This window comes from Pseudonocardia alni (assembly GCF_002813375.1).
Classification (GTDB): domain Bacteria; phylum Actinomycetota; class Actinomycetes; order Mycobacteriales; family Pseudonocardiaceae; genus Pseudonocardia; species Pseudonocardia alni.
Map to the genome: position 1 here is coordinate 79,656 of NZ_PHUJ01000003.1, position 20,971 is coordinate 100,626.

Genomic DNA, 20,971 nt, shown 5'->3' on the forward strand with positions numbered 1-20,971 from the left:
CGCGGTGTCAGGCACGGTGGGCGTGCCAGTGGGAGACGAGGTACTCGGCCAGGGCGAGGTCGGAGGCGGCCGTGCCGGGGTCGGCGGCGACGACGGCGAGCCAGGCGACACGCAGGCCGGGCTCGGCCTCCGCCGCGTCCGGGTCCCCGTGCGCGGCGAGCCGGGCGACGATCGCGAATCCGAGCGAGACCTCCCGTGGGGAGGAGGCTCCGGGTGCGCGCACGTGCGTGAGCACCGAGAACAGCTCGCCGAACGCTGAGGCGTGCGCGAACGCGCGCAGCTCGTCCAGACCGGTGAGCGCGGTGGTGGCGGCAGGAGATGGAGCGTCCGTCACGTCGAGAAGCGGCTGCGGGGGCACGGGCCCGTCCCACCGTCGCTCGCCGGTCAGGATGTCCAACCCCGCGGGACTGGCATATCGTTCCGCGGCGTCGAGGAGCAGGGCCTCCTCCGTGCTCAGCTCAGCGGGAGACCAGTCCACGGCTCCGCTGCGGTAGGGCAGCAGCGGCGAGGTGAGGAGCAGCGACAGCAGGGGGCTGCTCTCCCAGAGCAGCGTGATCGTCTCGGGCCGGTCGACCCGGGCGAACCGGTGGGCGGCGAGCCCGGAGCGGACCAGGATGGGCACGGTTCGGTGCGCGGGCATCGCCGTACGGGCCCCGGCGACCAGCGCGGCGTACGGACGCTCGCCGAGGACCGCGGCGCACTCCTGGGTGACGAGCGCTCGGCTGCCCGCGTCGGTCGCGGGTCCGCCTGCGTCCGCGGCCGCCCAGAGGAGGCGGTAGGCGGCGATCCCGGTGGGCGGGGGCGCCTGGCCGGCCAGGTAAGCAGCCGCCTGGAATTCCACTCCGGACAGGGCGGTCGGCACCCGGTTCGGGTCGCCGATGCGGAAGGACCGGTCTGTCCGGCTGGCGAGGTGGGGTGCGCCAACCCGGACGTCCAGCAGCCCACCGTGGACATAACCCGGGCCGAGCGGCACGGCGGACTCGCCGGGCGCGACGGTGACCTCCCACGGCCGGAGCCATGGCGTGAGCGGCGACGTCACCCGCACGACGAGCTCCGGTGCGGGGTCCCGGTCGACCAGACGCAGCTCGTCGCCGCGGCGGAGCACCGCCTCGGCCACGGCGGAACCGCGGATCCGGGCGACCTGCGCGGTGAAGCCGTCGCCGAGCACGAGCGAGAGCGCGAGGCTGCCGTCGGAGCGCACAGAGTCGAGCAGCTCGGCGAGCCGGTACCGGTACACGCCGTCGGCCACTCGGGCTCCGCGGACCAGCTGGTCACGGCCGCCCGCGGGATCGGTGGCGACCAGCGCGGGGACGTGACCGAGCGCCTCGCGGAGGCGGGCGGGCAGCTGCACGTCGAGGCATGCGCCGTGGGCAAGGTCGTCGAGGGTGAAGGCCTCGGGCCGGACGCCCCAGACTCCGTTCTCGCCCGCCACCCGGCGCCGCAGCGCGCAGTGGGGGAGTTCGACCACGGCGTCCAGGCGGTGCGTCGAGTCCGCGGCACGGATCGTCACCGACGTCCGCATCTCGATCGACTTCAGCGACACGACGGAGGGGACCAGCACCCCGGCAGGGGCGCTGAGCCTGACGTCGGCGGAGGTGAGTCCGCCGCTCTCACGAAGCAGCCGCAGCCGGCGCTTCGTCGTCAGCGTGACGCCCTGGGCGAGGGTTACCGATGCCCGCACCGGCGAATGCCCCGGCGCCGAGGCGGCGACACGGAACCGCCCCACCAACGGCCCCGTCGACCCGTCCGCGAGTGAGACGACGGCACCACCGAAGGCGGTCCACCGCCGGGGGAGCGCCGCGCCGTCGCGGAGCAGCTCGACGGTCCAGGTCTGGCTCGCGCCTCCGGGCAGACGGAGCCGCGGGGGCTCCCCGTGGACCGGCTCGCCGTCCGGCCCCAGGAGCCCCTCGATGGGTTCGCCGAGCAGCAGGTCGGCTCGTTCGGTGCTCTGCACCGGCCGCCAAGGACCCGGCGGCGGCCCGAAGTCCACCGCCGAGCGGATGGCAGCCGCGCCGGCGAGCGACACCCGCGCGAGCCACCACCGGGACCACCCGACGGGCGGCGTCGCGTGCTCCAGGACCTGCCAGGTCCCGTCGACCGCGTCCGCCGTGGGGGTACCGAGGTGGAGAACCCAGACCTCGCCTGCGGGTAGGGCGGCACCGGCGGGCAGCCGGGATCCTGTCTCGTCGAAAATGATGAGCGGGTCCGTGATGTCGACGACGTCGACGACGTGGACGCCACTGAGCACGTCCGTGCAGGTTGCGATCCGCGAAGGCCGCGCCAGCAGGAACCCGTTACCGGCGCGAGGACACTCGCCCCCGCCCACCAGGACGGAAGCCCCGTGGCGTTCGTCGGGGAAGGCGACGACGAGTGCACCTCGTTCGAGATCGAGCCGCAGGAGTGGCGCAGCCACCACCGACCCGACGGCGCCGCTGGCCCGCACAGCAGCGGTCAGGCCCGGTGAGTGAATGTGGCCTCGCAGTTCCGGGTGCATGGCCCATGCGTGAGCCCATCCTGCGAGCCAACCGGTCGCCGGACCGCCGAGCACCGCCGCCAGGGAGGCCGTGAGATCCTCAGCGCGCCGGGCCAGCCACGCCGTCGCGATGAGGGTGCAGGCGGGCCACTTGGCGAAGACCGTGCCAGGATCGGAATCGGGCGCCTCGCGGAGACGGAGCCGCTCGTACGCCGCGAGCGCTTGGAGGAGAAGCTCACGGCGGTGGGCTTCGCCCGGGTCGGGATCGGCGCCGATCGCGTCGACGAGATCCCCGTCGTACAGGCGCTCTGAGTCGTCGAGCAGATCACGAGGCCGAACGGACGCGGACGTGGGCGGTTCGTCATCACGGAGCGTCGGCAGCCTCATGCCCGTCCCCCTCGCCCTTACCCCTACCGCGCCACGCATGATCGATCCAGCGCGGACGCGCGGCGGAGTGTGATCGTTCCACCCCTGCGGGTGACGGTGTTGCGCAGGGGCCATACGAGAACGGCGAGCCCTCGACGAGGGACCGCGTCCCACTGTTGTGCGCTGAGCCGAACTGGCTCCGAGGGCGAGAGCCCCGACCATCGACGCCACGGGACGTCGGGGACCTCACGGACTGGGTTCGGCCACTCGAACCGCGTGACGATGTCGGACCGGCAGGCTTAGGCACCGACGGGACTCCACAAGGGCCGCGGCTCCGAACGAACCGAGAGGATCCCGAGAATGCTCTCCCGCCCGGGGCTATACAGCAGGGCGAGATCACCGACGCGGGTGCTCGGCTCGGAACACCACTCGCCTGCGGGCAGCGAGGCGCTCCGCGGTCGCTCCCCGCCCTGATAGCCGGGGGCGGGAGTGATCCAGTGCCAGCGGGTGGTCATCAGTCGACCTCGACAACGGTGGGGGAGAGTCCGTAGGACGTCTTCGACGAGTCGGCGAACGACCATGTTGTGATCGTGGCGGCCGTCGGAACACGGTAGAGGTAGGTCATGTTCGTCTCGAAGCCCGGTTGGAGGTTGTCGTTGCAGTCAGGATTGACCTGCATCCGGTAGAGGTCGTCGATCGAGTCGTAGCGGCGGCCCTTGTCGTCGATCAGGAAGTCCGCGACAGGGAGCGCGCAAGTGAGGTCGATGCTCGCCGTCGTGTCGTTGAACAGGCGAGTAGATACCGCGAAGTACTTCGCTCCGTCGCCTGGCTCTCTTGGCGTGTACGGCTCGTAACCGGATCCCCGCGTGGTGCTTGTCTCGTTGACGAGGATCGATGGCACTTCCGAGGCAGAAGTGACGGTCACGGCGATTCCGCCGTTTGTCACGGTCTCGCCGATCTGGGCGGTCGCGGGCGGCGGGCTGTCTGCTCGGTTTGTGGCCTGCGCAGAGCCGGTCCCCGTCGACTGAGAGCCGGGTCTAGCGGTCGCGATACCGGGCGCGGACGGCACGGTGGTGGAGCCGATGGCGACCGCAAGCAGGGACGCCGATAGGGCGCCTGCGACGAATCCTGCGAGTACGAGTAGCAGCGGCCACCGACGCGGGCGCAGCGACACCGGCTTGGGAACACTCGGCGCCGTCGTCACGTACCCCGCGACGAACGAGTCGGTGGAAGGCGGCTGCGTGGTCTCGGACATCCCGTGCTCCTCGGGCCTGACGGCCGGATGTGCTGCGGCCGAACGGCCGATTCACCTCCGTGTCGGGGGAGGGCGTTCGCCCGTTTCGCCTGATCCTCAAAACAGATGACGAGGACTCGATAAGTGAACCGTGCGACGACCCGCACTTCCGGTGGTGGCAGGTACCGCGGCGCCGACTACGAGGCGGCGGAACCTCTCCGCGCAGTCCGTGCCGAGTTGGTCCAGGGCGCCTCCCATCGACGCCGCCGGACTCTTCGAAGCTCCGTAGACCGGCTCAGGCGGAGACGAACACGTTCTCCCGGTGCCGGACGAAGTAGGCGGCGTTCTCCGGGCGATGGGCGCTGCACTTCCTGCCGCGCAGCGGCTGCAACCTGTCGATCTGCTGCCAGAGGAGTCGCGCCAGGTCCGTGTCGTCGGCCCGCCATGATCGACGGACATCGCTCCTCAGCGGCTGCGGGCTCACGTCCGGCCACTCGACGACCGTTGGATCACCGACAGTTCGTCGCGGGCTCGGGTGGCGGCGACGTAGATCAGGGAGCGGGTGCGGAGTTCGGCATCGTGGCGGCCGGACTCGTCGAGGACGGCAAGGCGGGCGGTTTCAGCGGCAGTGCGTTGCCCGACGTCCGCGAGGACGACCTTGATGAACTCCATGCCCTTGGCCCGGTGCATGGTCATGACCAGCGGCTTTCCCGCGGTCGGCTGCTCGCGGTCCACGGCGCGGACCGGGACGCCGCGTTCGGCGAGGCCGGTGACCACGCGTTCGCGCTGGAAGCGGTCCTGGACCAGGACCGCGATGGTCTCGGGGGCCTCGCCGGCCTCGAGCCAGCCTGTCAACCGGGCGGCGATCGTGTCGAGCTCGCCGGTCAGTGAGGTGACCGGCTCGATCCGCGGGTTCGGGCCGGAGCGGGCCGACCGGTAGCCCGTCGCCTCAGGTTCCTCCTCTAGGTCCACATAGGAACCGCCGTCGAGGATCGAGAGCGCGTAGTGCAGGTTCTGGGCGGTCGTGCGGTAGTTGAGTGTGAGCCGCCGGGAGCGGCCGACGATCTTGATGCCGTAGTGGCTCAGCACAGTCCGCGGGCCGTAGATGCGCTGGTGGGAGTCCTCCGCGATGAACAGATCGTCCGTGCCGTCGGCCGCGAGGGCGCGGAGCAGCTGCCAGTGGGCGGGGGAGAGGTCCTGGCCCTCGTCGACCAGGACGTGGTCGGCGAGCGGGCCGGTCTCTCGCAACCGCGCGGCGGCGACGGCGGCGGCCTCGCCGAAGTCCAACGTCCCGTCGATGCGGTTCTGGGCTCGGTAGGCGGAGATCAACGCCCACACGGCGGCGCGCTTGCCCCGGTCGAGTGCGACGCCGCGGCCGGGGCGCCGGACGCGGAGGTACTCGGCCTCGGTGCGCACGGCGTGCGGCAGGACGATCAGCGCGTACTCGGTGGCCAGGAACGTCTCGTTGGCGATCTCGGGCGGCAGGTCGGTGCCCGCCGTGTCGAGGACGGCCCGCCAGCGGGTGCCGGGGACGCGGCCGTTCGGGCTCGACCGCTCCTCACCCAGCACCGACTGCACGGCCTTCGCCACGTCGACGCCGCGGATCACCGCGGCGGCGAGAGCATCGACGCCCGCGACGAACACACCGGGATCGCCGAGCTTCGCGGCCTGTGGCACCCGCGGGTCGAGCTGCGCCAGGCTTTCGCGGAGAGCGTCGGCAAGGTTCGTGGTGAACGTCGTCAGAACGATGCGGGCCTGCGGGTTCTGCCGAGCCAGCCGCCGCGCGCGGTGGACGAGCACGACCGTCTTGCCGGTCCCCGCGCCGCCGGACAGCCGGAACGGCCCGTTGTAGTCCTTCGTGACGTAGGTGCGCTGCTCGGGATGCAGGAACACCCGCCACGCGCCGAAGTCCCCGTCCTCGATGACCCGACGCAGCTCGTCCTGGTCGTCGATGAAGGCGAACTGCGCGGCGGCGGCCGGCTTGCGGAGTGAGACGAGGAGCTGGTCGTCCTCGGTGCCGGTCGTCGGCGCCGGGTCGTCCAACTGGAGCTTGTCGTGGATCTCGTCGATCGAGTCCGTGCTGGTCAGGTCAACGAGTAGGAGCCCAATCCAGCCCTCGTGCCGCTGTGCGAGGGCGAGGACGGCGTCCTCATCCGGCGCGGCGAGGGCCGCGTCGGCGATCTCCTCGGGCAGGCCGAGCCGGTCAACGAGCGCGGTCCGCGTCCGCCCGCGCCGGGCCAGCAGCGGCTTATCGACGACCGGTTCGCCCGCCTGCACGACGGCCTCCGGTTCGGCGACAACAGTGGCGCCCGGCTCCGGCACCGTCGGTTCGGGCACGGCGGGTGTGTCCGTCCCTGCGGGCGTCTCCTCGATCTGCGGTAGCCCGTTGATCGGGTTGACCTTCAGCCGGACGCGTTCGGCGACCTTGTTCGCCTCGTCGTGTGGCCAGACGCCGTGAATGACGTAGTGCCGCTCCCCGTCGCCGTCGAGGCGGAACATGACCGCGCGCCAGAAATCGTCGACCCGGCCGGTGCGCACCCGCGGGTCCGCGGACCCCTGGATCGGCTCGACGTGCAGCCCCGGGACGGTGTCGTCCGCCGACAGCTTCTGCAGGAAGGCCATCGCCTTCGATCGCACCGAGCCGTCGAGCTTCTTCGGCCATTTAGTCATGATGAGCGTGGGCACTTACGCCTCCCCGGCCTTGCTGAGCTGCGCGATGATCTCCGCCGGATCGGGCGGGACGACGACCCAACCGGCTGCCGCCAGGTCCGTGCGGTCCTCGGCGGGCATGTCCTGGGTCTCGACGACGAGGTTCAGGCTCGGCCAGGCGACGTCGATCATGATCCCCTCAGGGCTCTCCCCGCCGATCGCGGGCGCCAGCGGGGCGCCCGCCGCGGCGAGGGCGAGCACGAGCTCACGCTCGGACCCTGGGCGCGCCTGATCGACCACCTGCGCCCAGTCTTCGGGAAGCTCCGGAGGATCGGCCACCGCTGAAATCGCGGGCGCAGTCACCGGGACGGCAACGGGCGTGGCTCCGAGCGTCGTCGTCGAGACGGCCGTCGGCCAGTCGCGCAGGGCGAGCGCGTTCGAGAGCTGCAGCCACTCCCGCCACGAGTCGCCGTGCGCGGAGTCCAGCACCTCGGGGCGGTCGTCGAGGACGAGTGCGGTGCCGACGAGCGGGCCGTCCAGCTCGATGGCGACCGCACAGGACCCGGAACGCCAGACCATCGCCTTGCGTGGACCTGAGGACGCCGCGTCCGTGCCCAACAGCACCCTCCGGGCTGCCTCGGAGAGCTCGGCCTCCGCCGGGAGCAGGACGACCGTGGTCTGGGCCAGCAGAAACATCGGCACCGCCCGCGCCACCGACCGAACGTGCACCGGCTCGGGGGAGGACACCCAGCCGAGCAGCCAGTCGACCGGGCCCGAGCGCAGCGCCTGGTAGGCGGCGGGCGAGGCCATGAACTGCACGTTCGCCATGAGCTGTCCGACGGGGGCGTCCGAGTACCAGGCCGGTGCGGTCACAGAGCACTCTTCCGCCGCGACCACGTCCCGCGCCGACACCGAGACCACCACCCGCCCGGTGTCCCGCAGGATCTGCCGCTTGGCGGCGTCGTCGGCGAGCCGGTTGTGCGTCACCGTCGCGTGGAACGTGAGCCCGTCGGTGAAGATCGCGACCGCGGGCACCGAGGCGTCGTTGGTCTCCAGCACGAAGTCCGGGCGCGAGTTTTCGACGTTCACCTGCGGCGTCAGCGTCCACTGCCGCGGCTGCCCCGGGATCGTGAACCGCACGGAGTTGCCGAACGGGCCGGGGACTTCTTGGGTCGCTGCGCCGATCTTCTTGAGCCGCTCCACGAACACCTTCCGGAAGCGCTGTTCGAGGTGGGACTCGGGGTCCTCGGCCGGCGGGACCTCCGTGATCGTCCAAGCCGGCACGTCTTCGAGGCTGGAATCGTCAGGCCGGAACCCGAGCAGCGTGCGCAGGTGCCGTTCCGCCGACGCCCGGGATGCCCGTCGGACCTGGCCGGGCGCGACGAACGGGAGCAGGCAGCGGTGGCAGGCCAGACGAGGCTCGGTGCGGCACCCGCAGTCCCGCACCCGCTCCCACGCCGTCGCCAGCAGCGATCGCAGCACGTCAGACTGGACGAGCTCCGCCAGGTAGCCGGTCCCACCGGGGACTGCGTCGTGCAGCAGGATCGCCTCGTGGTTGTCCGAGCCGTCGCTGAGCGTCGGGTCGACGACATGCTCCACCCGGATGTGGTCGGGATGCCCGCCCAGCTGCTCCCGCAGCCCGAGCAGCAGCGCGGCGGCCAGGCTGGGCGCGGCGAAGTCGTCCCCGATGGTCACCGCGCTGGGTAGCCGCAGCAGCAGGCCCTGCGTCCGTAGCGTCCGGGAGAGCGCGACGGTGGTGGTGTGCTCGTCCGTCGAGGTTCGGTGCCGACACCACGGCCGGTGCTCGTGGGCCTTGTTCTGGCCCGCGTCCGTGTCCAGCTTCCCGCAGCCCTCGCACACCCGGAACAGCGCGCCGGAGATGTCCTCTCCGGCGATCGTCCGAGTGGCGCCGTGCCCGGCGGTGCCGAGGTTGACCCAGCGGATCGTCAGCGCTTTCAGATACGTGCAGCCGAGCCCCACGTCCTCGGCGAACCATCGGTCTCCGAAGTCCGCCGGGTCCACGTCCGCCGCCGTGACGACCTGGAAGTAGCGGTTGTCCCGCTGATCGCGCCGGTCGGTGATCGTCGCCTCGTCGCGGCGGATCTCCGCGGTGACGTGCGCCAGCTCGACGACCCCGAGCCGCTGCCCCATGTCGCCGACCCCGCTGCTCCCGCACCGCGGGCACGTCGGCACAGACTTGGTCTTGCCCTCCGCGTCGACGTCCACGGCGTAGCCGCAGGCCGGGCAGAACACCCACGGCCGGATCGCCACCCCGTCCACCCCGAGGTCGACGGCGTCGATGGTGATCTCCAGCCCTCGCGCGTAGAAGCGGGCGCCGGGCGCGAACTCCCGGATGGCCTGCGCGGAGCCGCGCTGGATCCGGGCGTGGTCGGTCTGGAACTCCTTCGAGTCCGGGTTCATCCAGCTCAGCCCGACGTCGAGGGTGACGTTGTCGTCCAGCAAGGTGTAGTTGGGCAGCAGGCCGTACTCCTCGAGCACCCCGATCCAGTACTCGCCCTGCAGGTGCGCGAGCTGCCCGGAGGTCAGCTTCCGCGCGGTCTCGGCGGAGCGTTGGGCACGGCGGTCGTCCTCGGTGGCGGCGGTGGACTGGGCCTGTGCGATGAGGGTGGGCAGGGCGTCGTCGATCGCCTGCTGCCGGTGCTTCAGCTCCTCGACGGTGCTCTGCCAGCGGCCGCTCGCGGCGTGCACCTGGGCGGCGAACGCGCTGGTCCCGGGCCCGCCGGGCACGGCCAGCCACGCCCGGAGGCCACCGACGACATCGTCGGACAGCGCGCTGAACACGCCGAGGAAGCGGTCGAGATGGGCCGACGCGTGGGTCTCGGCGTGGCTGATCAGGTCGCCGAGGAACGTGCCGGGCTGGCTGGAGCCGATGGCGCTGCGGGCGCGACGCGGGTGGGGTCGGGTCTCGTCGCGGGCGAACTCGTCCGCGAGGTGCGCGGTGTACTGGCGGCGCAGGATCTCCTCGGCGCGCAGGTAGGTCGCGGGCGGCCGGACCTCGCCGTTGATCACCGAGAGCGGGTCGCCGAGCTTGGGCAGCTGCTCACCGCGCCCGGTGATGAACGCGAGGTTGAGCGCGTTGCCGGTGAGCCGGCCCGCGCGGCCGACGCGCTGCAGGTAGGAGGCGACGGTGCGGGGGAGCGAGGCCAGGACGACGGCGGAGAGGTCGCCGATGTCGATGCCCATCTCCAACGTCGGCGTGGCGACGAGGACGTTCGGCGCGGCCGGGCTGTCCTGCGCGCCCTTGAACCCGTTCTCGTAGGCAAGCCGGACCTCGTCCTCCAGCAGGCTCGTGTGCTCCCGCGCGACGACCCGCCGCATGTCCGGGGAGGCGTAGAGCCGCTGGTAGAAGTTCTCCGCGAGTGGGCTCGCCTGCAGCCGTCCGGTGCAGCTCACGAGCATGCACGGGGCGCCGGTGAGCTGCGTGACGGTGGTCGTCGAGCCGGTGACCGGGGCCCGGCAGGTGCCGCAGACCAGCAGGTTCCGGCCTGCGGCGAGGTCCGCCGCGGACGTCGGGCTGACGACGACGCCGCCCGCCGGGATGGCGAACACCGCGGCCCCGGAGGTGCTGGTGATCGAGGTGAGCACGCCGTCGCGGGTCAGCTGTTCGAGCAGCAGCCGGGCCAGCCGGCCGCCGTCGGTGGGGCTGACGTCGAGCACCCGGGAGGTCCACTGCGCGTACCAGGACTTGGGCGGGGTGACCGGCTCCAGGCCCTCGCCCGCGGGGTCCCCGCTCCCGCCGATTCGGGGGTAGCCGGGTGCCGGGCGGCCCTTGGGGAAGGTGGGCATGCCTTCGGAACGGGGAGGCCGGCCGCCGGTGACGAACCAGCGGTTGCCGTCCTCCTGGCGGTAGCGCTCGAACCACGGGTGCTCGATGGCGCCGAGCGACCGCATCCGGTCCAGCAGCCCGCGCACCCACTGCAGCAGCTCGTCGTCCGGCTGTTCGCCGTCCGCGGTGTCCGATCGGGTCTGGACGGCGACGCCGGACAGCACCTTCCGCGCCGCAGCGATCATCTTGGGCGGCTGCCCGGCCTCGACGCCGACGGCCGCGGAGCCGGTGAGCTCCAGGGTGCGGCCGGTGCGTGAGTTGAGCCCGAACTCCAGCATCGCGTCCAGCGCGAGCCGCTTCTGCACCCGCGACCGCACGGCGATCGGGATCTGACGGTACTTCTCGGCCGTCCAGAACGGGGTGAACGATTCGCGATCCGCGCAGTCCGGCGCGAGGAGGCGGTAGCGGGCCGAGGCCTTGTCTCCTGCGCTGCGCATGACCTCGTCGACCAGACCGTCCAGCGTGAGCGGCCCGTCCGCGACGGCCTCGCGCAGCACCGCGCGCAGGGTCAGGGTGTGCGAGCGGGCCTGCACGAACCCGGCGCGGTGCGCGGCGTCCTGCACGGAGTCGGTGAAGACCAGCGCCTTCTTCTCCCCGGGGGCCACCCGCGCGGACCCGAACAGGGTGGACAGGGACACGGACAGCAGCGTCGCGATCGCGCTGCCCAGGAACCGGATCCCGTCTTCCTGCCCGCAGGCGGGGCAGGTGTCCTTGCGGGAGTCCTCGTCCGCCTCCTGCCCGGCGTGGGTGAGCACGGGCAGCACCCAGCCGTCGCGCAGGTCGGGATCGTCCTCGGCCGGGGTGGCGGTGAGCAGCTCACGGGTGCGGACCGAGAACCAGGCCAGTCCCGACGCGGGCGCCTCACCTCCGAACACGGCGTCGGCTTCCGTGGCCGCGGACATGAGCGGCCGGAAGCGGCCTTCGCGGCTGGCGTGGTCGCGGCGGATGGAGTCGTCGTTCACGGCGAGGCTGCCGCCGACCGGCGCCAGCCCGATGCCCCAGCCGGACCGCCCGCACCGCCGGCAGTACAGCGCGGGGAACGACGGCCGGACGTCCTCGGCGTCGTGCACCCCAGTCGGCGGGCCGTCGTCTCCCCACCGGAACACGGCGGTCGGGTCCGCCGCGCGGTCGATGCGGGTCAGCTCGCGCACCCACAGGTGCGCCTCGACGGACAGCGCGTCTCGCCCCATCGCGGCCCGGACGTGCCCGAGCGCGGCGACGACGCGGGACAGCAGGCTCTCCCACGCCGGGTCGCGCCCGGTCGCGGCGAGGCTCGGCGTCGCGGTCGGCCCCACGACCCGCTCGACGAGTGCGCTCAGACTGAGTGCGTCCCCGGACTCGCGCGCCATGGCCGCGACGAGGGGATGGGCCTGACTCAGCCGCAGCAGCAGGTCCGCGTCCGCGGTGGCGAAGTCGCCGGGCTGCTTGCCGTAGAGCAGCGCGAACACATCCCGCGCGAGCTCGGCGCCGTCGGGATCCTCGCCGAGCAGGTCGAGCGCGGTGTTGATCTCGGCGACACGCAGCTCGGAGATCGGGGTGGGGGGGTAGCCCATCGCGCCGACCACCGCGGTCGAGTCTTCGGCCCACTCGTCCTGGGTGAGCCGCGACTCCGTGACCACCGCGTCCGGCCCGAACGGCTCCCCGAACACGGTCTCGGCGAACCCGAGCATGACGTCGGGATCGCCCTTGTCTCCCAATGTCGCGGAGGTGGCGACGGGCGTGATCCGGCCGAGCGGCCGCGCCCGGTCCGCATCGGATAGTCGGGGGTCGGTGTCGCTCCAGTAGCTCTTGAGCGTCATCCCGAGCCGCCGCAGCAGCATCGCGACATCCGTGCCTTGCGCGCCGTCGTAGGTGTGGAACTCGTCGAGGACGAGGTAGCGCAGGCTCGTCGCGGACGCGCGCCAGATGTTGCGGTCCGCGTGCCGCAGCAGGAGCTGGTCGAGCATCTTGTAGTTGGTGAGCAGGATGTCCGGCGGCTCGTCCTGGATGATCCCGCGGTCGGTGATCAGTCCGTCCTCGGTGACCATCGTGCGGGGCGCGTCCTTCTGCCCGGTGTAGAGCGCGGCGGTGACCGAGCGCAGCGCCGAGTTCTGGGTGATGAAGCTGGTGAGGCGGGCGGCCTGGTCGTTGGCCAGGGCGTTCATCGGGTAGAGGATCAGCGCCTTCGTCCCGGTCACGCCCTCGCGCTTCGCCCGCAGCACGTGGTCGAGGAGTGGGTAGAGGAACGCCTCCGTCTTGCCGGACCCGGTTCCGGTGGTGACGAGCGTGGGCAGTGGTCTGTCGTTGACGAGCGAGGAGAGCCGCGCGAACGCCGCCGCCTGATGCCCGTACGGCGTGTGCCCCTCGTACCACTCCAGGCTCTGCCGCCAGCCCTTGTCGGCGGGCCGGAAGGGCAGCCGCAGTCGCACGTACGGCCCCTTGAACATCCCGGACTCGGGATCGCCGAGGAAGCGATCGAGGGCGTCGCGCGCGCCGGGATCGGTGAGTCCGAACGTCGTGGTCAGGTAGTCGACCAGGCTGTGCCGGATGCTCCCGGCCTGGATCGTTGGAAGGAGCTCACTCATGAACGCTCCGCAAGCCGCCGCTCGAACTCCGCATACGCGACCCGCATGTCGTGCTCACGGTCGAGAGTCTGGAAGGGGAGTTCGTAGACGTAGGTGTTGCCCGCCTGGTTCGTAGCGGTGCGCTCCTCCTCGGAGATCCGCTCGCCCTTCTTGCGCCAGACAGTGAGCACGGAGTTCGGGACCAAACGGCCGTTCGCGTCGTAGAAGTACGTGTTGCGGTCGTAGCCGTAGAGCACCGCGAACTGGGTGCGATAGATGGTGCACAGCTCGTCGGCGGTGAGGCCGAGCATCAGCGCAACAAGGGCATCGATCTCGACAAGCGCTTGGCGACGATCTGAGGCGATCCGCAGCGGTGAGTCGGGCGTCCAGGACTCCTCGAAGTCGGACAGTCGCGGGCGACTCGGGTATTCAATGCCGCCGCTCCACTTACTTACTCGTGGAAGTTGTGAAACAGACTCTTCCCAGATGTCGGCGTAGGCGGACGTCACGCAGTTTAGACGGAGCGCGCGAATGCATAGCTCGGCCGTCAGGTAGACGTTGCGAGCGTAAGGAATCCGATTGATGATGCTCTTGGGTAGACTAGATTTCGGTGCGGCGCGTACAAATAGATCGGCTACCAGGCTGCTGAGCCAGCCAGTCGCCTCGACTAGAGCTATTCGCGGTCCGCCTGGAAATCCAGCGGAGTACACGCTCTGCGTCAGGTGCATGGCCCCCGGGGGGATCAGTGCTGGCGCTAGCGTTCGCTCGCCGGTTGGTGCCGCCATGCTTCGCCAGGCGACCCGATAGAATGAGGCTGTAGGATTTCGGGAACCTCCGATCTCCCAGTTTGGGTATGCAGGAAGTAGCTCGCTAAGGTTCCGTGCGATTTTGTAGATCGTCTCTGGCAAGAATTCTGTCGGGATCGACTCAAGATCCGTCTCTTGCCAGTCTTGATTGTGGAGCATGCTTGCGTTCGGTCGCTTGTACATCGGATTTGAAACGTAAAGATGGGGTCCCTGAAGAATTGCCGTGCGCCACGAGTGGGGTGCTCCCCATTCGGCTTCCAGGAGGCCCTTCTTGCGTGCGGCTGTCTCGTCCCAGCCAAGCGAGAACTGCAGCCCTAGGTCCTTGATTCGTGTGCGCTGGGAGATCTTGTCGAGCACGTCTGCGGTTGTGCGGTTCACTGTGTACAGCATTCGTGTGTGTCGAACGGGCGTATCAGGACTTTCCAGTGCCTCGTGCCATGTCTCTAGCATCCTCTCGGTCACCTGGGTTATTCGTCCCTTGTGTGGCCGAAGATCCCACTTTCCGGCCTCATTCTTCATGCCCGGCTCTGCGCCGCAGCCATCGTGGATGAGCGATCGGGTGGCGGTATCCGGGTGATACAGCCAGCACGCCTGCAAGAATGCAGGCGCGGCGTTTCGTTGCCCGTGGATGGTGACGCCGAACATCTTCTCGTCTTTGATCTCGAACAGATTTAGCTTGTTCTGAAAATGCCAATGGCGACGAAGGCGGAGATAGATCTCCGACCGATAGTGCCCTGCCTTTTCGTCCGTAAAGTGTGACTCAAGATGGATCATGCCAATTGTGCCACACGACGAGTTGTGCTGCCACATCTTCTCCATGAAGCATCTATAGAGGTCAGGACGTAGGCCAGCCAGGTGTGGAAACTGGGCTAACGAGCCGACGAACTCGGCCATGGCGGCCGTTTCGGTGGTTCCGTTGATAACGACGTCAGCTACTCCACCAAGCGCCAGTGTTTCCTCGCGTTTTGCCGCAATTGTGGATTGGCTGGGCCTCGTGGACAGCTTCCACCATGGGTCAGCCTCGGCCATCAAGGCGTCAACGTCGACGTCTGGTCGAACCCATGGTGGGTTTCCTGCCTGCAAATCGAAGCCGCCACGCGTGGCAAATACCGTGGCGAAGTCGAGGTTCCAGTGGAAGAAGCCTTGCTGCTGCGAGACTCGCTCGCACACCACCAACCACGGATGCTCAATCAGCAGCGCCTTGATCGGGCGGGCGCCGGCGAAGTCCAGGGCCAGCTCTTCAGTCTCGCCCAGCTCCTCCCAGCTCGTCGCCTCACCCAACGAGATCTGGCCGGCCGTCTTCACAGCCTTCTTTGTGTGCTCCTTGCCGAACTCCGGATTGCGGCCGAGCAGAGCCTGCAGCCCCGCGACCCACTGGTCCACAGTGGGCGGTTCGGCTCGAACCCCGTCGACCGTCACGGCGGCGTCGGTGAGGGGCCAGAACCACAGTGCGGTCCAGGCGTCCATGACCCGCCGCAACCGCCGGTAGGCGCCGGACTCGTCCTCCAGCGACTGCTCGATCTCCTCGCGCGTCACCTCACCGCCCGCGGGGAGCGAGCCTGCGCCCCAGACCGGAATGGACCGGCGGATCTGCTGCTCGGCGATGTGCAGGCGTCGGTAGCTGATCTGCCACAACGCCTCCACACGGTTCGCCAGCTCCGCCAGGGCCGCGACCTGCGCCTTGGACGGCTTGGTCTTCGTGGAGCCGCGCCAGGTCTTGAGCTTCTTCACCGCGTCCGGGACCAGGCTCGCGGCCTCCTTCGCATCGGCGGCCGCGCCCCAGCCGTCGGCAGGGAGGAGGAAGTGGTGGATGCCGTCGCCGAGGTCGGAGGCGATCCGGCCCGCCTCGATGTCCGTGGGCAGCGAGGTGATCGGGAGGTCGACAGGCACCGCGGAGAGCCAGCTCTTGTCGGCGACCTGGCTGCGCCGGTACACCGCGCGGCGGGCGCCGATGAGCGAGTTGCCGCGCTTGAGGTGCAGGCCGAACCACGGGGCGGAGAGTCCGGAGACCATGGTGTCCAGCCACAACGAGATCTCGGCGAGCTCGACCGCGGTGGCGTTGAGGTCCACGCCGTAGACGTTGTGCAGGGCCAGGTATGCCTTGACCTCCTGCAACCGGCGTGGGTATTCGTCCGGGTCGATGCGCTCGCCGAGTTCCTCCTGCCGGCGCTTGAGGTACTGCTCCGCGAGCTGCCGCACCGCTTCGATGGCGAATGCGCCCGAGCCCAGCGCGGGCTCGCACACCGTGAGGCCGAGGATCTCCTCGGCGCTGGTGCGCGAACCGTCCTGGTCGAGCAGCTCTTCGAGGGCCTGCCCGACGGTGAACCGGGTCAGCACCTCGGGGGTGTAGTAGGAGGCGGACTGCTGGCGCTCCCGGCCCGCGAGCCGGAACACGAACGACCCGGCCTGGTGCAGGACCGGCTTCTTCTCGCCCGTCCGCGGATCCTCGGCCTTCACGAAGTCCGCGGCGGCGATGCCCTCGGACCGGCTCACCGGTACGACCCACGAGCCCTTGCTGCTGTCCCCGCCCTTCGCGACCTCGTAGAGATCGGTCTCGGCGAAGAAGCCGGTGTAGGACATCAGGCCCTCGTACACCGCGCCGAGCTGGTTGATGCCGAGCTCGGCGTAGGAGATGAAGCCGCGGTCCTTTCCGCTGCGCTCCTTGCTCAACAGGAGATGCGCGAGCACCTTCTGCAGCGCCGCGTTCCCCAGCCCGACGGCGTCGATGAACCGCGTGGCCTTGGGCAGGAAGAGGTCCGCGCGCAGGGCGTTGAAGTAAAGCCCGTCGGAGGGGCCGGCCCCGTCCTCGTCGTCGGCCTCGGACGTGACCACCGCGGGCGCGTGCCCGGTGTCGACCAGCCCGAACAGCACCGCCAGCGACTCGTAGAGGTGCGTGCCCGCCTGCGCCCGTGGGGTGGCGAGCTCGACCTGCACCAGCTCGCGGAGGCGGTCGAGGCTATAGCCGGCGTCGTACTCTGCGGCGCCCGCGGGCAGCACGCCCAGCTCGGGGGAGGCCTCGGCGTAGAGCAGGAACAGCACGCGGTAGAGGAACCGCAGGGACTGCTTGGCCAGCTCGTTGGCCTCCGCACCCGGCAGCGGGTCGAGACCCTGCGCCTTGCGCCGGGCCACCACCTCGTTCGCGATGATCTCGATGGAGAGCCGCACGCCCTCGCGGAGGTCCTTGGACACCCCGACGGTGTGCTTGACCGACTTCTCGAGGGTCTCCAGCCACCAGAGCTTCCCGGCGGCGTCCGGCGCGACGGACTCGGCGGACAGGCAGGTCAGCGCGCGGTCGATCTCCCCGCCGCGCTTGGTCTCGTTGCGCTCGCAGATGAGCTGCAGGTCCACGGCGAGGTAGCGGCCCTCGGCCCAGCGCTCCTGCTCGGCGAGGATGATCCACCGCCCGGCCAGGATCAGGGCGAGGTCCGGGGCGGCGGACTCGTCGACGAACAGCGCCGACACCAGCCGCGCGGCGGACGTGAACTCCGGCCCGTCCTCCTCCAGCGCGAGCGGCTCCAGCAGCGTGGGCTGGTCCTTCGCCAGGGCGTCCTCGTGCGTGACGGCGGGGCGGGCGAGCACCACGGCCAGCGGCGCCCGCTCGGTGATGCCCGCCGCGGAGATCCGCCACAGCGGCCCGGTCTCGACGACCTGCAGGCCGTGCTGGCGTAGCTCCAGGACCTGCACGATCTCCGTGTAGACCTCGCGGGTGGCCTTGGCGACGGTCTCGTCGTCCTGCATCACGGCGGACTCGCGGTCGGCGAGCTCGGCCAGCGCGGCGAGGTCGACCTCCAGCTTCTGCCGGACCTTCGTGAACCGGGTGCGCGGGGTGGGGCGGTCGGCCTTCTCCTCGGCGTCCCACGTCTTGCGCCGCGCCAGGACCTCGGCGTGGAACGACTGGGAGGCGGCCTCGGAGCTGAAGTAGTGCTCGGAGATCCAGCTCTCGCCGACGAGGATCGCGTCCGACCCGCTCACTGCTGCGCTCCGTTCTCGGGGACCACGACCAGCAGCGGCCGCACCAGCTGCCGGTCCGGTCGCATCGCCTCCACCAGTTCCTTCTCCTGCGCCACCGTGACCCGGCGCTGCTTCATGCCCGCGTTCTGGGTGGCCTTCTCCGCCTCGGCGTCCCAGCGGTCGAGGCGCTGGGACCACGAGTCCACCCGGCGGGCGACGTCCGCTTCATTGGCGGCCACCAGCGACCCCATCTGCGCCTGCGCCTTCTCGACGGCGGGAGGCACGAGCCGCTGCAGGTCCCCGACGTCTGGAACCCCACCGGGGTTGTCGCGCCTGCGGTCCCAGCCGACCGCCGCGAGCATCGCCGCCGCGGACTCGTGCGGGGTGAGCAGCGCGAGGTCCGGCATCGGGAACGCCACGCTCAACCAGGTCGCGGCCACGATCTCGCCTCCGCGGTTGGTGAGCGTGCCGAGCAGCAGCACCGTCGGGTCGTCGACCTCCCCGCGGACGGCGAAGATCTCGTTGCGCCCCAACGACGACAGCGCCCGGTCCGCGGCCCAGCCGAGGACGGGGTGCAGCGGGCTGAGGTAGTGGGCGTCCGGCCAGTTCGAGCCGGTCTCGTCCTTGAGAGCGGCGGCCAGCCGGTCCTTCCCGCGGGAGGTCGTCGTCGCCAACATGAGCTGCGAGGTGACCTTGCGGTCGGTGAGGTAGGTCTGGGGGAGGACCTCCAGACGTTGGGCGAGGTCGTCCGGCGGGACGAGGGACGCCGTGCCGAAGCCGGTATTCGGCCGCCACTCCACGCCGTCGTTCGAGACGGGGTTCGTGGGATCGGTGAACGCGGCGGCGAGGGCGGTGTCGAGGTAGGTGAAGTCGTCCTCGAAGAGGCCGGTGCCCGCGGTGGGCGGCGCGGCCGGGGTCGGCTCGGGCGCGGGGTCGGCGTTGCTGAGCTGGGCGAACAGGCTGGAGAGGTCGGTGCCGGCCTGGACCTGCGCGGGGGTGCGGACGACGTCGTCGAGAGACTTCTCCTGCGCCAGCACGCTGCGGATCTGCTCCTCCTCGGCCTTCACGTCGTAGGAGCCCATGAGGGAGGCGGCGTCGCCGAGGGCGGTGTGCGCCTCACTCTCCTTCTCCATGAGGCTGCGCAGGATGCGGACGTCCCCCGCGAAGCGCTCGCTCGCCGGATCGAGGAGCAGGGCGGTGATCCGCGGCGGGTGTTTCTGGCCGTAGCGGTCGATGCGGCCGTTGCGCTGCTCGATGCGGATCAGGCTCCACGGGATGTCGTAGTGAACCAGCTCGTGGCACTGGGCATGCAGGTTCACGCCCTCCGACGCGACGTCGCCGGTCACCAGGATCCGGACCTTCGCGCTCTCCTGCTTGAACTCCCGGACCACGCGCTGCTGCTCGTCGTCCGCCAGGCCGCCGTGCATGATCTCGACAGCGATCGGGTCGAGGCCGAGGTCCTTGGGGAGCTTTTCGGCGAGCCAACGCAGGGTCTTGACGCGCTCGGCGAACACCACGGCCCGCTTCGGGGAATTCTTGCCGACGCCGGTGCCCTTCAGTTGCTCGACGAGTGCCGTGTACTTCGCCGACGGCTGCGCGAGGGCGTCCTCGGTGAGATCCATGAGGCGCTGCAGTGCCGCGCGTTCGACGTCCGCATCCGGGCCAAGACGGTTCGTGCGCTCCTTGATCGACTCCTGCAGCGCCGCGGGGGAGGAGAGGAACGCCTTCGCCAGGGTCCAGGGGAACAGCGCGGAGTTCTTGCCGGAGTAGGGGCTCGCGCCTTTCTCGGGCCACAGCCACACGTCCTCGAGCTCGCGGGCGATCGCGTTCTCGGCGGGGTTCGCCGGCACCAGGACGTTGTGCGGGGGCTGCCGCTCGGCCCAGTCCGCCCCGACGACCGACTCCACCTCGGGGCTGTGCCGGTGGCGTCGGATGACGAGGTGCTCGATCTCCTTGGCGTTCAGCTCGCCGGACGGCGGCACCGCGGACGGGTCCAGCAGGCGGATGAGCTCGGCGAACGACTCGGCCTTGCCGTTGTGCGGGGTGGCGGAGGCGAGGATCAGTGCCTCGGCGTTGCGGGCCAGGATGCGGGCGAGCCGGTTGTTCTGCGTGGCGTTGTTGGCGAGGTTGTGGGACTCGTCGATCACGACGGCGTCCCAGCGCTGCTTCTTGAGGCTCGCGAGGTAGCGGTCCGACTTGAGCGTGTCGATGGAGATGATCACGCGCTTGAAGTAGGTGAACGGGTTGCGCGTGGCGGGCAGCTTCTGGCGCACCCGCTGGATGCCCGCGGAATCGAGGCGGACGAAGGGCAGCGCGAACCGCGTCCACATCTCGTGCTGCATCTGCTCCAGCACGTGCCGCGGGGTGACGATCAGGATCCGCTCGCCCCGCCCGCGTCGGACCAGCTCGGAGAGGATCATCCCGATCTCGAGGGTCTTCCCGAGCCCGACGGCGTCCGTCAGCAGGATGCGCGGGCGGAGGTTCTCCGGGTCGAGGGCGCGGCGCACCGCGGCCTGCTGGTAGCTCAGCGCATCCGCGAGGCCCTGCGTCGCGACGGTCAGGGAGCGGTCGCCGAGCGGGATGGGGGTCTTGCGGAAGGTGGACTCCACCCAGAGCCGCGCGGTGCGGTAGTGCGGGCTCGCGTCCGCCACGACCCGCGCGTGGGCGGGGTCGAGGGGCTCGATCGTGTCGAGGCTCGCGTAGAAGCTGGCGGTGGTGTCCCGCACCAGCTCGGTGAGCCCGCGCACGTGGACCAGGAGCCCGTCCGCGGTCTGCTCGGTGGACTGGACGAACCAGTCCTCGTCCCGCACGACCACCACGGAACCGGGCGCGAGCGCCTGCCGGACCTGGGACTCACTGGTCGCTGTGATGGCGGCTCCCCCTTCGTGCGGCGAGACTTCTGGCGGGATACACCACCGAGCCCCCCAAGATCGGGCGTGTCCAACTTAGTGGGGTCGTCACGTGATGCTCACGCGGGCTCACGATCGGGTGAACTCCACTCGTCGAGCGGAGTGACTTCCCCAGCGCCGGGCCGAATTCTGGACGAATGGGGGGAAGCAGACATCTATGTGGGGCGAAGAATCGGACGATCCCGGGGCACTG

At 70.4% G+C, this 20,971-nt stretch carries 8 protein-coding genes; 1 reads left to right on the forward strand and 7 read right to left on the reverse strand.

Translation table 11 applies throughout. The features are described from left to right. Positions 1 to 7: 7 nt before the first annotated feature. Positions 8 to 2,248: a hypothetical protein gene (locus ATL51_RS01745; RefSeq protein ID WP_100877432.1), complete on the reverse strand. Its 2,241-nt coding sequence runs from the start codon at positions 2,246 to 2,248 to the stop codon at positions 8 to 10. A gap of 93 nt (positions 2,249 to 2,341) precedes the next feature. On the opposite strand from ATL51_RS01745, the gene ATL51_RS29210 reads away from it, so the two are divergent. Further along, positions 2,342 to 2,464: a hypothetical protein gene (locus ATL51_RS29210; RefSeq protein ID WP_301548844.1), complete on the forward strand. Its 123-nt coding sequence runs from the start codon at positions 2,342 to 2,344 to the stop codon at positions 2,462 to 2,464. Between the two features lie 889 nt (positions 2,465 to 3,353). Here ATL51_RS29210 and ATL51_RS01750 read toward each other — a convergent pair. From ATL51_RS01750 to ATL51_RS01775, 6 genes are all read right to left on the reverse strand, one after another. Beyond that, entirely contained in the window at positions 3,354 to 4,094 is a 741-nt protein-coding gene (locus ATL51_RS01750) for a hypothetical protein (RefSeq protein WP_100877433.1), read from the reverse strand. A 274-nt stretch (positions 4,095 to 4,368) separates the two neighbouring features. After that, positions 4,369 to 4,557 carry a hypothetical protein gene (locus ATL51_RS01755; RefSeq protein WP_073574115.1) on the reverse strand — a complete coding sequence of 63 codons (189 nt, stop codon included), beginning with the start codon at positions 4,555 to 4,557 and terminating at the stop codon, positions 4,369 to 4,371. Beyond that, positions 4,554 to 6,758 carry a UvrD-helicase domain-containing protein gene (locus tag ATL51_RS01760; protein WP_100877434.1) on the reverse strand — a complete coding sequence of 735 codons (2,205 nt, stop codon included), beginning with the start codon at positions 6,756 to 6,758 and terminating at the stop codon, positions 4,554 to 4,556. The genes ATL51_RS01755 and ATL51_RS01760 overlap by 4 nt, the downstream gene beginning before the upstream one ends. Further along, entirely contained in the window at positions 6,759 to 13,133 is a 6,375-nt protein-coding gene (locus ATL51_RS01765; protein ID WP_100877435.1) for a DEAD/DEAH box helicase, read from the reverse strand. Continuing rightward, on the reverse strand, positions 13,130 to 17,890 hold the full coding sequence (locus ATL51_RS01770) for a restriction endonuclease subunit M (protein WP_100877436.1): 4,761 nt from the start codon (positions 17,888 to 17,890) through the stop codon (positions 13,130 to 13,132). The genes ATL51_RS01765 and ATL51_RS01770 overlap by 4 nt, the downstream gene beginning before the upstream one ends. Beyond that, the gene (locus tag ATL51_RS01775) at positions 17,887 to 20,679 is read right to left on the reverse strand and encodes a helicase-related protein (RefSeq protein WP_301548845.1); all 2,793 of its coding nucleotides are present in this window, start codon (positions 20,677 to 20,679) and stop codon (positions 17,887 to 17,889) included. Before ATL51_RS01775 ends, ATL51_RS01770 begins: the two co-directional genes overlap by 4 nt. Positions 20,680 to 20,971: the final 292 nt, after the last annotated feature.